General features: G+C 45.4%; 13 protein-coding genes. 5 read left to right on the forward strand and 8 right to left on the reverse strand.

Features of this window, described 5'->3' with window-relative positions; all coding sequences use genetic code 11:
- The first annotated feature begins 4 nt into the window (after positions 1-4).
- On the forward strand, positions 5-625 hold the full coding sequence (locus DN730_RS08430) for a bifunctional 4-hydroxy-2-oxoglutarate aldolase/2-dehydro-3-deoxy-phosphogluconate aldolase (protein ID WP_115467679.1): 621 nt from the start codon (positions 5-7) through the stop codon (positions 623-625).
- Between the two features lie 146 nt (positions 626-771).
- Positions 772-1,716 carry a D-2-hydroxyacid dehydrogenase family protein gene (locus DN730_RS08435; RefSeq protein ID WP_115467680.1) on the forward strand — a complete coding sequence of 315 codons (945 nt, stop codon included), beginning with the start codon at positions 772-774 and terminating at the stop codon, positions 1,714-1,716.
- Between the two features lie 28 nt (positions 1,717-1,744).
- Here the strand turns inward: DN730_RS08435 and DN730_RS08440 are convergent, their stop codons facing one another.
- The gene (locus tag DN730_RS08440) at positions 1,745-2,116 is read right to left on the reverse strand and encodes a glutathione S-transferase N-terminal domain-containing protein (protein WP_115467681.1); all 372 of its coding nucleotides are present in this window, start codon (positions 2,114-2,116) and stop codon (positions 1,745-1,747) included.
- 209 nt (positions 2,117-2,325) lie between these two features.
- Here DN730_RS08440 and DN730_RS08445 point away from each other — a divergent pair, with 209 nt between their 5' ends.
- Positions 2,326-2,856, forward strand: coding sequence for an NADPH-dependent FMN reductase (locus tag DN730_RS08445; RefSeq protein ID WP_115467682.1), 531 nt, complete (start codon positions 2,326-2,328; stop codon positions 2,854-2,856).
- A 54-nt stretch (positions 2,857-2,910) separates the two neighbouring features.
- On the opposite strand, the gene DN730_RS08450 is transcribed toward DN730_RS08445, so the two are convergent.
- From DN730_RS08450 to rpsU, 5 genes are all read right to left on the reverse strand, one after another.
- Positions 2,911-4,305, reverse strand: coding sequence for a PhoH family protein (locus tag DN730_RS08450; protein ID WP_115467683.1), 1,395 nt, complete (start codon positions 4,303-4,305; stop codon positions 2,911-2,913).
- Positions 4,306-4,627: 322 nt separating this feature from the next.
- The gene (gene rpoD / locus DN730_RS08455; RefSeq protein WP_115467684.1) at positions 4,628-6,472 is read right to left on the reverse strand and encodes an RNA polymerase sigma factor RpoD; all 1,845 of its coding nucleotides are present in this window, start codon (positions 6,470-6,472) and stop codon (positions 4,628-4,630) included.
- Positions 6,473-6,586: 114 nt separating this feature from the next.
- On the reverse strand, positions 6,587-8,581 hold the full coding sequence (gene dnaG, locus DN730_RS08460; RefSeq protein ID WP_115467685.1) for a DNA primase: 1,995 nt from the start codon (positions 8,579-8,581) through the stop codon (positions 6,587-6,589).
- Positions 8,582-8,591: 10 nt separating this feature from the next.
- The gene (locus DN730_RS08465) at positions 8,592-9,038 is read right to left on the reverse strand and encodes a GatB/YqeY domain-containing protein (RefSeq protein ID WP_115467686.1); all 447 of its coding nucleotides are present in this window, start codon (positions 9,036-9,038) and stop codon (positions 8,592-8,594) included.
- Between the two features lie 143 nt (positions 9,039-9,181).
- A complete protein-coding gene (gene rpsU / locus DN730_RS08470) occupies positions 9,182-9,397 on the reverse strand; it encodes a 30S ribosomal protein S21 (RefSeq protein ID WP_115467687.1) in 216 nt (71 codons plus the stop codon).
- Positions 9,398-9,723: 326 nt separating this feature from the next.
- On the opposite strand from rpsU, the gene tsaD reads away from it, so the two are divergent.
- Positions 9,724-10,767: a tRNA (adenosine(37)-N6)-threonylcarbamoyltransferase complex transferase subunit TsaD gene (tsaD, locus tag DN730_RS08475; protein WP_115467688.1), complete on the forward strand. Its 1,044-nt coding sequence runs from the start codon at positions 9,724-9,726 to the stop codon at positions 10,765-10,767.
- Positions 10,767-11,120: a dihydroneopterin aldolase gene (folB, locus tag DN730_RS08480; RefSeq protein ID WP_115467689.1), complete on the forward strand. Its 354-nt coding sequence runs from the start codon at positions 10,767-10,769 to the stop codon at positions 11,118-11,120. Before tsaD ends, folB begins: the two co-directional genes overlap by 1 nt.
- Positions 11,121-11,167: 47 nt before the next feature.
- Here the strand turns inward: folB and DN730_RS19340 are convergent, their stop codons facing one another.
- Positions 11,168-12,286, reverse strand: coding sequence for a tRNA nucleotidyltransferase/poly(A) polymerase-related protein (locus DN730_RS19340; RefSeq protein ID WP_281270508.1), 1,119 nt, complete (start codon positions 12,284-12,286; stop codon positions 11,168-11,170).
- Positions 12,286-12,609 carry a thiosulfate sulfurtransferase GlpE gene (glpE, locus tag DN730_RS08490; RefSeq protein ID WP_115467690.1) on the reverse strand — a complete coding sequence of 108 codons (324 nt, stop codon included), beginning with the start codon at positions 12,607-12,609 and terminating at the stop codon, positions 12,286-12,288. Before glpE ends, DN730_RS19340 begins: the two co-directional genes overlap by 1 nt.
- Positions 12,610-12,615: the final 6 nt, after the last annotated feature.

A 12,615-nucleotide genomic window follows, 5' to 3' on the forward strand; every position in this document is an offset into this window, starting at 1 on the left:
AACCATGACAACATATACAGCCGCTCAAGTCATGACGGCAACCCCAGTGGTGCCTGTGATTGTAGTTGATAGTGCAGAACAAGCTGTTAACTTAGGCAAGGCATTGGTGGCAGGTGGCGTACCAGTATTGGAAGTGACTATGCGCACAGAGGCTGCACTAGAAGCTATTTCTGCGCTGCGTAAAGAAGTGCCTGACGCCATTGTTGGTGCCGGAACAGTATGCAGTCGTGAACAGTATATTCAAGCGATTGAAGCGGGCGCAGAATTTATCATCAGCCCAGGTGCGACTCCCGATTTGCTAGCGGTAGGTAAAGAATATGATGTTCCTTACCTGCCAGCAGTAGCGACTATTTCGGACATTTTGTTAGGTATGGAATACGGCTATGATCACTTTAAATTTTTCCCAGCGGAAGTGAATGGCGGTATCAAGGCTTTAAAAGCATTTGGTGGGCCACTGCCCCAGATTCGCTTTTGCCCGACAGGTGGTATTGGCGCAAATAATTTCAAAGACTACTTAGCGCTGGACAACGTCTTATGCGTTGGGGGGTCTTGGATTGTGCCGACTGATCTTGTGCGAGAGGGTAAGTGGGACGAGATTACTGAGCTTGCAAAGTCTGTTCAATAAAGATTGGCCCAATAGAGTCACTTGAAACGCCTCACCGGCGATGTCGGTGGGGCGTTTTTGTTGCTAAATAGTACTAGCGTGCTTAGCTCTGATTTATGATACAAATAATGCCATAACCCAGATAGACCAAAACGGAGAGGTCTCCCATGAAAATCGCTATTTTGGATGATTATCAAGATGTGGTGAAGAGCTTGCCATGTTTTAAGCTGCTCGACGCTCATGACGTGATGATACTGACTAAGACGCTAACTGAAGTGCAACTTGTAGAGCAATTAAGCGAGGTTGAGGCGTTAATTCTAATTCGTGAGCGTACTGTAATTACCGATTCCTTACTCGCTAAACTGCCAAACCTACGCGTCATTAGTCAAACGGGAAAAGTGAGCCATCATATTGATCCAGCCATGTGTGAGCGCTATGGGGTTTCGGTATTGGAAGGGAAAGGCTCTCCGATAGCACCGTCTGAGTTATGTTGGGCACTCATTATGGCGGCTAGTCGTCATCTCCCCACCTATACATCGAATCTAACCCAAAATCGCTGGCAGGATTCTGGGGTGTTGGGGTTAGGTCGAACGTTACGTGGCTTAACTCTAGGTATTTGGGGGTATGGCAAAATCGGGCAGCGCATCGCTCAATATGCCCAGGCGTTTGAAATGTCTGTATTGGTATGGGGAAGCGAAACATCACGAGCGTTAGCAATAAAGCATGGTTTTATGGCGGCAGAGACTAAAGCGGACTTTTTTTCCGAATCGGATGTATTATCGCTGCACTTACGCTTACATGAGGCCACAAAGGGATGTGTGAAGGCTGAAGATTTAGCGCTCATGAAACATGACTCATTATTTGTAAATACCAGTCGAGCGGAGCTCGTAGAGCCTGATGCGCTGTATCGTGAGCTAGACCGAGTGCAGAGTAAGCGAGCTGCGATAGATGTTTTCGTGAATGAGCCTGTAACGCTAGAGAGTGAGCCATTGTTAGCGTTACCCAATGTGACGGCAACACCACACTTGGGTTACGTAGAAAAAAATAGTTATGATCTGTATTTCAGAACTGCGTTTGAAAATATTCTGTCGTTTGAGCAGGGAGCTAAATAGAGTACCCTGCTCACTAACCTTTAGTCCTTTAAGAAAAACGCTGTTCAAGATAGCGAATAATTTCAGAGGACTCATACATCCACTGGACTTGGCCATCCTGTTCAATCCGAAGGCAAGGGACTTTTACCTTACCGCCACCGTCTTTTAGCTCTTGTCTATGGGGGGAGCCTTCTGAAGCGTTGCGCATTTCGATAGGCACGTTCAATTTGTAAATTGCACGGCGAGTTTTTATGCAAAAAGGGCAGGCAAAAAATTGATAGAGTGAAAGTCCTTGAGCGGCGGTATTGATCGCTTGCTGCTGCTCTGGTGTTCGTTTCAATTTTGATCCTCTGGTGAGTAAATCAGCTAATGCGATAAGGCCACCTAATAGGTTGCGGATCAGTTTAATAATAAATTTCATGGAATTGCTCGCTGGTTTGAAAACTACAGACGGTTTTTGAGTGTGCTCGGCATTCTACCGTTGTCTTCTCTGTTCCACAATTTTTGTTCTACAACAAAAGAAAGGGTCTGCAAATTAGAATATGTACAGCATGATCAAAGGGGAGAGTTGCTTTTCTCTCTTAGATAAGTAGCTTGAATGTATTCAACTCATTACAGGAAGGACACACAATGAAGATTTTAGCCTTTGCAGCGAGTAACTCTAAAGCCTCTATTAATAAGCAACTGGTGACCCACGCAGCGCAGTTATTAGCAGATAGAACGCAGGGAGAAGTAGAAATTCTGGATCTGAATGACTATGACATGCCGCTATATAGTATTGACCGACAAACAGAAAATGGCATCCATGAGTTGGCTCAGGCGTTTTTCGACAAAATTGGTGCGGCAGATGTAGTGTTGGTGTCTTTCGCTGAGCATAATGGCTCTTACACGGCGGCCTACAAGAACTTATTTGATTGGGCGTCGCGCATTGATATGAAGGTATATCAAAATAAGCCGAGTATAGTGCTGGCAACATCGCCAGGAGCGCGTGGCGCACAAAGAGTGCTTGAAAGCGCAATAAACTCCGCTGAAGCTTTTGGGATGGACCTTAAAGGGAGTTTGTCGGTGCCATCATTTGGCGATAACTTTGATAGCGATAAAGGCCAGTTATCGAGCCCTGAGTTATCGAAAGACTTAGATCAGGTTCTCGCCAACCTATAGCAACATAATAAATCAAAAATCAGGGAGCTTTAAGCTCCCTGATTGTTTTAGGAGTTATAAATTTTCCTCTGCAAACTCTGCAAGACGGCTTCGTTCAATCCCATTGACATGCATGATGCTGGTGTACTTAAAGTCTTTACAGCGCTCAACAAGATAGGTGAGGCCTGATGTAAGGGGGGTGATGTATTTGTTATCAATCTGTGCGAGATTGCCCAAAACAATAATTTTCGAATTCACTCCGATACGTGTCACGATCGATTTAAGCTGAAACTGTGTAAGTCCTTGCGCTTCATCGACAATAATTAGCGCGTTATTGAATGAGCGGCCACGCATGAAATTAAGTGATTTAAATTGAATGTTGGCTTTTTGTTTGACGTAATCAATTGAGCTAACTGCGTGCTCGTCACTGCCATGAAGGATCTCTAGGTTATCGTCAAACGCTGCTAGCCAAGGTGCCATTTTCTCCTCTTCGGTACCAGGCAAAAAGCCTATGTCTTCAGCAAGGGGGGGGGTTGAGCGCGCTACAATGATTTTGTTGAAGCGTTTTTCTTCCATGGTGACGTGCAGGGCATACGCTAATGCAAGCAATGTTTTACCCGATCCAGCAGGGCCCGTCATGATCATCATGTCGCTGTTTTCATGGCGTAGTAAATAAAATGCCATTGCCTGCTCTAAGTTACGTGGTTGGATGCCCCAAAATGATTGATGCATGAGACTTTGGCGATTGATATCCAAGAGATAAATAAACTCATTGTCGATATTGACGACAAAGCCAGTGAACTCCTCATCGTCAATGACAAACATATTTAGGAACAAAGTAGGCAGCTCATTTTTGCTGATTTTGTGTACTGTATGAGCGCCGTGTGTTTCCGTGTTGACGGATGATATGCCACTCCAAATTGTTCCATCTATATGGACATAACCTTTGTTAAGCAGGTCTACATCATCCAGTACCTTGTCTTTTCGATAATCCTCAACACGCTCTAAGCCGGAGCCTTTGGCCTTTATTCGCATGTTTATGTCTTTGGTGACAAGACAGACCGCCGCTCTAGGAGTCGTAGCTTGTAAGCTGAGTGCTACATTAATGATGCGGTTATCATTCGCATGGTTGTGATTGCCATTTAGAAATGGCACGTTGTCGAGTTGGGTGATTTGCTGGTCAGGAAAAACGGCGAGGGTACCTCTGGCTTTGCTGATTTGCTCATGCTCGGCTGCATGGATGGGGACCCCAGATTGGAGTTCTTTTGGTGTTGCATCCCCCACCATTTTATCGATGATATTGATGGCTAGCCTTGCTTCGCGGCTAACATCTTTATCTCTGCGATCTTTAATTTCATCCAGCTCTTCCAGCACAGTCATCGGAATAATGACCTTGTGCTCGGCGAAGGCGTAGATAGCCATTGGATCGTGAAGTAACACATTGGTATCTAGAACATAGATTTTTTCCATAGTACTTCTCTCCTCTACATAGAGATAATAAATCCGTTAGATAAGCTGACGTAGGTATGTGTAAAGGCACAGAGTCGGGTATGACTAAGTCGAGCCAATTAGTGCTAGTTAGATGTAATGGGGCCAAGGAAGGGTGTGAGAGGAAGGCCTCTCTGAAGGGGGACGATGGTATTCTGTCAATGACTGCTTCTACTACCATATACGACAAGCTGCTCTCTTTGAGTTATGAGCTTACTTAGAGTGTATGACAAAATGACTAACAATGAGAACAAAAAAAACCACTCAGAAATATGAGTGGTTTTTTGAATGGATGTCGTGACGATTACTGATCGTCTAAGAAGCTACGTAAGTGTTCAGAACGACTTGGGTGACGAAGCTTGCGAAGCGCTTTGGCTTCAATTTGACGAATACGCTCACGTGTTACATCAAACTGTTTACCAACTTCTTCAAGCGTATGGTCAGTATTCATATCAATACCAAATCGCATACGTAGTACTTTCGCTTCACGTGCTGTAAGGCCAGACAATACGGTCGTGGTTGATTCTTTTAGGCCTTCGATCGTTGCTGTGTCAATAGGGGACTCAGCACCATCGTCTTCAATGAAATCACCTAGATGCGAGTCTTCGTCGTCACCTATTGGGGTTTCCATTGAAATAGGTTCTTTCGCAATCTTTAGTACTTTACGAATTTTATCTTCTGGCATGTCCATGCGCACGGCCAGCTCTTCCGGTGTCGCCTCACGTCCCATCTCTTGCAGCATTTGACGAGAGATACGGTTCAGCTTGTTGATTGTCTCAATCATATGCACCGGAATACGGATCGTACGAGCTTGGTCTGCAATAGAGCGGGTGATTGCCTGACGAATCCACCATGTTGCGTAGGTCGAAAATTTGTAACCGCGACGATACTCAAATTTATCAACGGCTTTCATCAAACCTATATTACCTTCTTGGATCAGGTCCAAAAACTGTAAGCCACGGTTGGTGTATTTCTTAGCGATCGAAATAACCAGACGTAAGTTGGCTTCAACCATCTCTTTTTTCGCACGACGAGCACGCGTTTCACCTATGGAAATTCGGCGATTGATTTCTTTCAACTCAGGGATACTTAACCCTGTGTCTTTTGCGATACCACGAAGTTTACGTTGGCAGCGATTGAATTCCGCTTGGTGCTCTTCTAAGCCTGCTGAGTAATTCGTACCCGCATCAATGCGTTCTTGTAGCCACTCAGTGTTGGTCTCATTGTTTGGGAAACGTTTTAAAAACTCTGTACGAGGCATGCCTGCTTTACGAACACACAATTGCATGATCAAACGTTCTTGCTCACGAAGTTTATCCATGCGTGAACGAACACGATCCACCAATTCTTCAAACAGTTTTGGCGCAAGTTTAATCGGTGCAAACATCACACTTAGTTCTTCTTGCTTGGCAGATACTTCAGAAGAGTGACGACCATGCGCTTCAGTTAGTGATAGTACTTCGGCATATAGGCGACGGATTTCGTTAAAGCGCAGTGCTGTTTCTTCTGGGTCTGGGCCGCTTTCTGTTTCTTCTTCAGAATCGTCGCTATCATCGTCGCTATCGTCATCAGTGCTGTCATCTGTATCAGCAACGTCAGGCGTATTATCTTCCAGCTCTTCGAAGTAAGGTTCTTCGCCATCACCATCGATAAAGCCACTGAATATATCGCTTAAGCGACCTTCTTCTTCAATAACGCGATCATAAGTGTTGATAAGAAGATCAACGGCACCAGGGTAGTATGACAACGCTGCCATGACTTCACGTGTACCTTCTTCAATACGCTTTGCAATAGCGATCTCGCCGGCACGTGTTAGCAGTTCTACTGTACCCATTTCACGCATGTACATGCGTACCGGGTCTGTGGTGCGTGTAACGTCACCTTCTACAGCCGCTAGGGCTGCTGCAGCTTCTTCTGCTGCGTCATCATCTGTAGAGTCACCTTCTTCCATAAGAAGGTTTTCTTTATCAGGAGCATATTCAGAAACCACGATGCCCATGTCATTAATCATGGCAATGATTTCTTCTACCTGTTCTGGATCAGAAAGGTCATCAGGCAGATGGTCATTAACTTCCGAATAAGTTAAGTAACCTTGTTCTTTACCTTTGGCGATCAGCTCTTTAAGACGTGACTGTTGAGTGTCTGGCATTCGACAACCTATCATTTAGAATTCGTTGGGAGTTTAGCAAGCGGCGGATTATAGCAAAAAAACCTGATTTCATCCAGATATTCTCATTAATGTTGGCCGAAAAATAGTCAATAATTATGATTTCTTTTTCCTTAGCTGCTCCATAAGAGCGCGCAGTTCTTGCTTTGTTTCTGAGTTGTTTATGGCGTCATTGCCATGAGTTTTCAACCGCTGAATACTAGAATTTAAACCTAATGCTTGAGTTTGTTCTTCAATCATGTCGAGAACTTCCTGTTTTGCATTGGTGATTTTCTGTTTTGTGGTGGCATCAGGATGATTTAATAACCTGTAGATAGCGTCAAGTAATTCAGAATTGCGCTCTTGGTATAGTAAGTGTCCAGTATTGTTTTCTGGATGTTTGTTAAAGTAACGCCAGACGCGACTAAATGCTTGTCGGTCAATCGTATCACCGGATAGAAGTGGGTCGGGTACGTCGATATCTCGGGCGATAGCTGGGTGCATCAACAAACATAGCGTCGCTTGAGCAACACGAGTTAGCCCCGCTTGTAAGGGGGTGAAGATGGGTTGAGATTCGTTGTTTTGCCATTTACCTTTCTTTTGCCACTTGTTCTTTTCTTTAAAATTGGAACTAGGGCTTTTATGCCCGTCTTTATAAGAATGTGATCGCTCATCAGGGTATGTGTGGGGAAGTGGCTGATCATCGTAATCATGCGGGACGTAAGTATCATCATAGCCATAGCTGTCATACTCAGGAGCATGGGGTGTTTGGTGTGCCGCATGCTGGGTCGGATTATATAAAGGCTTTGGCGTAGGCGCATTGGCCGTTAAGGTCTCTGAGCTTAGTCCTGATTGGTCAGCAAGTTGCTTCACTAATAGCGAGCGTAGCGTGCTTTCCTTCGGGATGTTCTGTATTAAGCTCATCGCATGTTGAGTAAACTGTGCTTCACCCTCTTCATCGCCCAATGTAACGAGAGACCGAGCGTGGTCAAATAGAACATGAGCTAGGGATGAGGAGTCATCAAGAAGTTCTAAAAAGGCATCTTTGCCAATCTTCCGAATTAGCGAATCAGGATCTTCTCCGTCAGGCAAAAATAGAAAGCGAACTTGCTTGCCGTCTTGAATAACTGGCAATGTTGCTTCTAATCCCCGAATCGCAGCCGCTCGACCAGCTTTGTCGCCGTCAAAACATAAGGTGACTTTGTCGACCAATTTAAAGAGTTTTTTGAAGTGCTGGCTATTGATCGATGTGCCAAGAGTTGCAACGGAGTTGGTAACGCCATGTTGGGCCAAAACAATGACATCCATGTAACCTTCAACCACTAAAATGTGATCCAGTGTCGTGGTGTTTTGTTTGGCCTCATAGAGGCCGTATAACTCTAAGTTTTTATGAAAAACAGGCGTTTCTGGAGAGTTTAAGTACTTGGGCTTTTCATCACCAAAGGCACGCCCGCCGAAAGCAATAACACGACCTCGTGTGTCTCGGATTGGGAACATGATCCGATCACGAAAACGGTCGTAATACTGCCCCGCATTCTCTTTTTTCTCAATCAGCATGCCGCCATGAAGGAGCTGCTCTTGAAGCTCCGCTCGTTTGCCGACCGCCTTTAAAACATTGTCCCAGCCTGGTGGAGCAAAGCCTAGGCCATAGACCTTCGCTATCTGACCAGACAATCCTCGGTCTTTAGCAAGATAGGATTTTGCCTTTTCTTTGTGAGGGTGTTCGATAAGTTGGCGCTGAAAGTAGGTGGCACATTCACTTAGGCGGTTGAGTAGTTCCGCATTTTGCTCATAGCGGTCAGGCGCGCCTTGCTCTCTCGGAACCTCCATACCTGCGTCTTTCGCAAGTATCTCGATGGCTTCAACAAAATCTAGATGATCGTGTTCCATCACAAAGGAAATAGCGTTGCCGCCAGCGCCACAGCCGAAGCAATAGTAGAACTGTTTGTTAGGGTTTAGGCTGAATGAGGGCGACTTTTCATTATGGAAAGGGCATAGCGCTGAGTAGTTTTGCCCGGTTTTCTTAAGGCTAATGCGAGACGCTACCACATCGGTGATATCTGTTCGGGCTAATAGCTCGTCGATAAACTGATCTGGAATGCGTCCCGCCATTAGAGTGACCTTAGCCTAAAAGTGCTTTAACTTGCTTGCTGACAACGCCCATATCACCACGTCCCTGAACTTTGGGTTTCACAATAGCCATGACTGCGCCCATTTGTTGCATGTTGGTGGCACCCGTTTCTGCGATCGCTGCTTTTACAATTTCAGTGACTTCTTCGTCTGTAAGCGGCTGGGGTAAGAATTCAGCGATGATTTCCATTTCCTTTTTTTCTACTTCAGCAAGATCCTCTCGGCCGCCGTCCGTGAATTGCTGAAAAGAGTCTTTTCGCTGCTTAACCATTTTATCTAAAATTACGAGTACCCGAGCATCATCGACATCGATACGTTCATCCACTTCGACCCGCTTAATCTCTGCTTGAATGGTGCGCATCATGGTCACGCGCTCTTTCTCTTTTGCGCGCATAGAGGTTTTTAGTGCATCGGAAATTTGCTTTTTAAGCTCTGACATCTTTGTCTTCCTTAAAGAGGTAAATGGTTTAATTGAAGCAAAAAAAATCGGCTAGTTGTAGAACTAGCCGATTTCTATCGTAAAGCTTTTATCTCTACGGCGTAACCTAACAACTTGCTCTTAGTGGAGCAAACTGTGGTTGCCTAGTACAAGCGTTGGAATTTCTTCTGCTCGCGAGATACTTTCTTCGCGTGACGCTTAACAGCAGCCGCTGCTGCGCGCTTGCGAAGAGTAGTTGGCTTTTCATAGCACTCACGACGACGTACTTCAGCTAGAACACCTGCTTTTTCGCAAGAGCGCTTGAAACGACGAAGAGCGATATCAAATGGTTCGTTATCTTTTACTTTAACTTGTGGCATATCTAATTACCTATAAATTTTTCTTACGTTTAGTAAACACAAAACGGCGCGAATCATACCGATTTTTTTTGATAAATAAAATGGTACAAGCCGTGTTGCGTGGCTTTAGTGTGTGTACCCAGATCTATTGCATGTCTATCGATGGGTGTCCTTGTTGTTGCGGACTAAAAAATCACCTGCCTATTATTTAAACGTTAAAAACGGGCAGTATTATAATGTTTCGATCCGCTGGTGTCCAATCCTTTCATGTTTTATATGACGAATAGACTGCCAATAAGAAAGGGATACGCTACAATAGCGCGCAAATCTTACAGCGCAGGATTACCATGAAAGTTTTAGGGTTAGAGACGTCGTGTGACGAAACGGGTATCGCCATATACGATACCGATAAAGGGTTGTTGACGCACAAAATTTATACGCAAATTGCGCAGCATGCTGAGTATGGCGGCGTCGTGCCAGAGTTGGCGTCTCGTGACCATGTACGTAAAACCTTACCGTTAATTGAAGAAGTACTTGCGGACGCTGAGTTGCAAAAAAGCGATTTAGATGCGATCGCGTACACATCTGGCCCTGGTTTGGTCGGTGCCTTGATGGCCGGAGCGACCATTGGGCGATCCTTGGCTTACTCCCTGAATATACCTGCTTTAGGTGTACACCATATGGAAGGTCACCTATTAGCACCGATGTTAGAAGAAAGTCAGCCGAAAATGCCATTCATTGCATTATTAGTATCAGGTGGGCATACGCAATTGGTACGTGTTGATGCGATTGGTGAGTATCAGCTACTTGGTCAGTCATTGGATGATGCCGCAGGTGAAGCGTTCGATAAGGCAGCTAAGATGATTGGTTTGCCCTACCCTGGAGGACCTTATATCGCTGCATTGGCGCAAAAGGGGAGCCCCGATGCGGGGATCAAGTTTCCTCGTCCTATGACGGATCGCCCAGGTTTGGATTTTAGCTTTAGTGGCCTGAAAACGGCGTTTTTAACCGCAGTCCATGATGCTTTGGATCGCGAGGCATTTAACGACCAGTTTCAGGCTGATATTGCTTTGGCGTTTGAGCAGGCGATCGTCGATACGTTGGTGATTAAATGTCGTCGAGCGCTTGAGCAAGAAGGTTTGTCTCAATTGATTATTGCTGGCGGCGTGAGTGCTAATAAGCGCCTTCAATCGCAACTGGAAACACAGCTAGCGAAAATAAAAGCGAGTGTATTTTATGCGCGACCGGAGTTTTGTACGGATAACGGCGCAATGATTGCTTATGCCGGCGCACAGCGGTTACTGGCAGGCGAGTCCTCACCATTAAATCTATCTATCCGAGCGCGTTGGCCGTTGTCTGAGCTGCCCAATATTCAGGGAGTACAAAACTAATGCAAGATACGGTGTTTATTGAAGGGCTACATGCGAAAGCAGTGATCGGTGTGTATGAGTGGGAAAAAGCCATTTGGCAAGATTTGGTTTTTGATATTGAAATGGCACACGACAACCGTATTCCTGCAGCGGAGGATGATTTGAGTAAAACGCTCGACTACGAAGCCATCTCAAACGCCATTATTACATTCTGTAATACGCGGCAATATGAATTAATTGAAACGCTGGCGGAGCGCTTGTGCGCTGAGCTTATCGCCATCTTTGCATTGTCTAGCATTACAATGACCTTACGTAAGCCTGGAGCTGTGCCTGCGGCTAGAGCGGTGGGTGTTAAAATTCATCGCAACGCTTAGGAGAAGATAGCGCCACCCAAGATATATAAGGTGGCGTACCGCTTAAACTAGCTGTCTTGTAATGTGCTTTGCTGATGTTCGTCAAACACTAAAGGAGTGTTTAACGATGCAATTGCATCGATGCGAGCTCGTTTCAAAGCTTGACCTAACTCTGCGCCGGAAAAGCCTTGCTTTATTAATGTTTGCGCACTAATGCCTGCTATCGCTTGGCGTAAGTTTTGCCAGCCTTTAAAGTCAGTTTGTGTTAAATCCGCTAATAAAGCGGATAATTTGCTATAGGGCTGAGGTTTTTTGACCGCTGCGATACGGGTGAGCCACTGTTCCCATTGGTCGGCAGTAAGCGGTAATGCGTACCCTTCAATAAAAGCTTTAGTTTGTTCGCTAAACCAGCAGTAGTTGTTTGGCACGCGTAAACGTTGATTGAGCTTTTCGATCTCTGATAGGGGGGTTCGATTGGTAATGATTGCCCAGCGACTGTATTTGTCTAGCGGTTCCAATGATGTTTTTGGTGCATTTGGGTAAACGAGATTTGGAAATAATGTGTCAAGCGCACCACAGTTTTTTAAGACATCAAAATACAATGATGCATCAGGCGATTGCAGTGCCTTCTCGGTCTCTCTCCAGACACGCTCTGGTGTTAATGTCGACAACTCTCCTGACGCAGCGATCTCTCGCATTAGCATTTGAGTTTCTGGCGCAATCGTAAATTCGAATTCGGCGAAGCGAGCCATAAATCGCGCCACACGTAAAACTCGTAAAGGATCTTCGACAAAGGCATTTGAAACGTGCCTTATCACACGTGATTTTAAATCGGACTGTCCGTTGAATGGGTCAATAAGAGTCCCGTCGCTAGATTTCGCGATGGCATTTATGGTTAAGTCGCGGCGTTCTAAATCTTGCTCAAGGCTAATATCAGGGGAAAAGTCACATATAAAGCCCTTGTATCCCGTACCTTGTTTCCGCTCTTTGCGCGCCAGAGCGTACTCTTGTTTTGTTTCTGGGTGCAGAAAAACAGGGAATTGCTTACCAACTTGTTGGTAGCCCTGAGCCAACATGGCTTCCGGTGTTGAGCCCGTAACCACCCAATCTTTGTCTTTTACAGGTAAGTCTAATAACTCATCACGTACCGCGCCGCCAACGAGGTAGACGGTCATTGCTGAAGGCATTATTGGCCAAGCTCACACTGCTCTGGGAACATCGCGCTCCACTGGCTGAATCCACCGTTAAGTGAGTAGACCTCTTGGAACCCTTGTGCAGCTAAATATTCTGCTGCGCCTTTACTGCTGTTGCCATGGTAGCAACAGACAATCACAGGCTTGTTCTTGTCTGCGTTGTCAATGAAATCTTGAACGTTATCGTTGCTTAGGCTAATTGCGTTAACCATGTGGCTAGTTTCATAGCTGGCTGCATCGCGAATATCTACGATAGTTGCTTCGTTTTCCATAATGGCTAGAGCGTCAGTGACGTCTATGCAGGAATATGTGCTCATATTACT

The sequence above is a fragment of the Marinomonas piezotolerans genome (genome assembly GCF_003362755.1).
Taxonomy (GTDB): Bacteria; Pseudomonadota; Gammaproteobacteria; order Pseudomonadales; family Marinomonadaceae; genus Marinomonas; species Marinomonas piezotolerans.

Bases quoted from the DNA above. Each gene is read 5' to 3' on its own strand.
- DN730_RS08430 (WP_115467679.1), top strand. From the start codon at position 5: ATGACAACATATACAGCCGCTCAAGTCATGACGGCAACCCCAGTGGTG.
- DN730_RS08435 (WP_115467680.1), top strand. From the start codon at position 772: ATGAAAATCGCTATTTTGGATGATTATCAAGATGTGGTGAAGAGCTTG.
- DN730_RS08440 (WP_115467681.1), bottom strand. From the start codon at position 2,116: ATGAAATTTATTATTAAACTGATCCGCAACCTATTAGGTGGCCTTATC.
- DN730_RS08445 (WP_115467682.1), top strand. From the start codon at position 2,326: ATGAAGATTTTAGCCTTTGCAGCGAGTAACTCTAAAGCCTCTATTAAT.
- DN730_RS08450 (WP_115467683.1), bottom strand. From the start codon at position 4,305: ATGGAAAAAATCTATGTTCTAGATACCAATGTGTTACTTCACGATCCA.
- rpoD (WP_115467684.1), bottom strand. From the start codon at position 6,472: ATGCCAGACACTCAACAGTCACGTCTTAAAGAGCTGATCGCCAAAGGT.
- dnaG (WP_115467685.1), bottom strand. From the start codon at position 8,581: ATGGCGGGACGCATTCCAGATCAGTTTATCGACGAGCTATTAGCCCGA.
- DN730_RS08465 (WP_115467686.1), bottom strand. From the start codon at position 9,038: ATGTCAGAGCTTAAAAAGCAAATTTCCGATGCACTAAAAACCTCTATG.
- rpsU (WP_115467687.1), bottom strand. From the start codon at position 9,397: ATGCCACAAGTTAAAGTAAAAGATAACGAACCATTTGATATCGCTCTT.
- tsaD (WP_115467688.1), top strand. From the start codon at position 9,724: ATGAAAGTTTTAGGGTTAGAGACGTCGTGTGACGAAACGGGTATCGCC.
- folB (WP_115467689.1), top strand. From the start codon at position 10,767: ATGCAAGATACGGTGTTTATTGAAGGGCTACATGCGAAAGCAGTGATC.
- DN730_RS19340 (WP_281270508.1), bottom strand. From the start codon at position 12,286: ATGCCTTCAGCAATGACCGTCTACCTCGTTGGCGGCGCGGTACGTGAT.
- glpE (WP_115467690.1), bottom strand. From the start codon at position 12,609: ATGAGCACATATTCCTGCATAGACGTCACTGACGCTCTAGCCATTATG.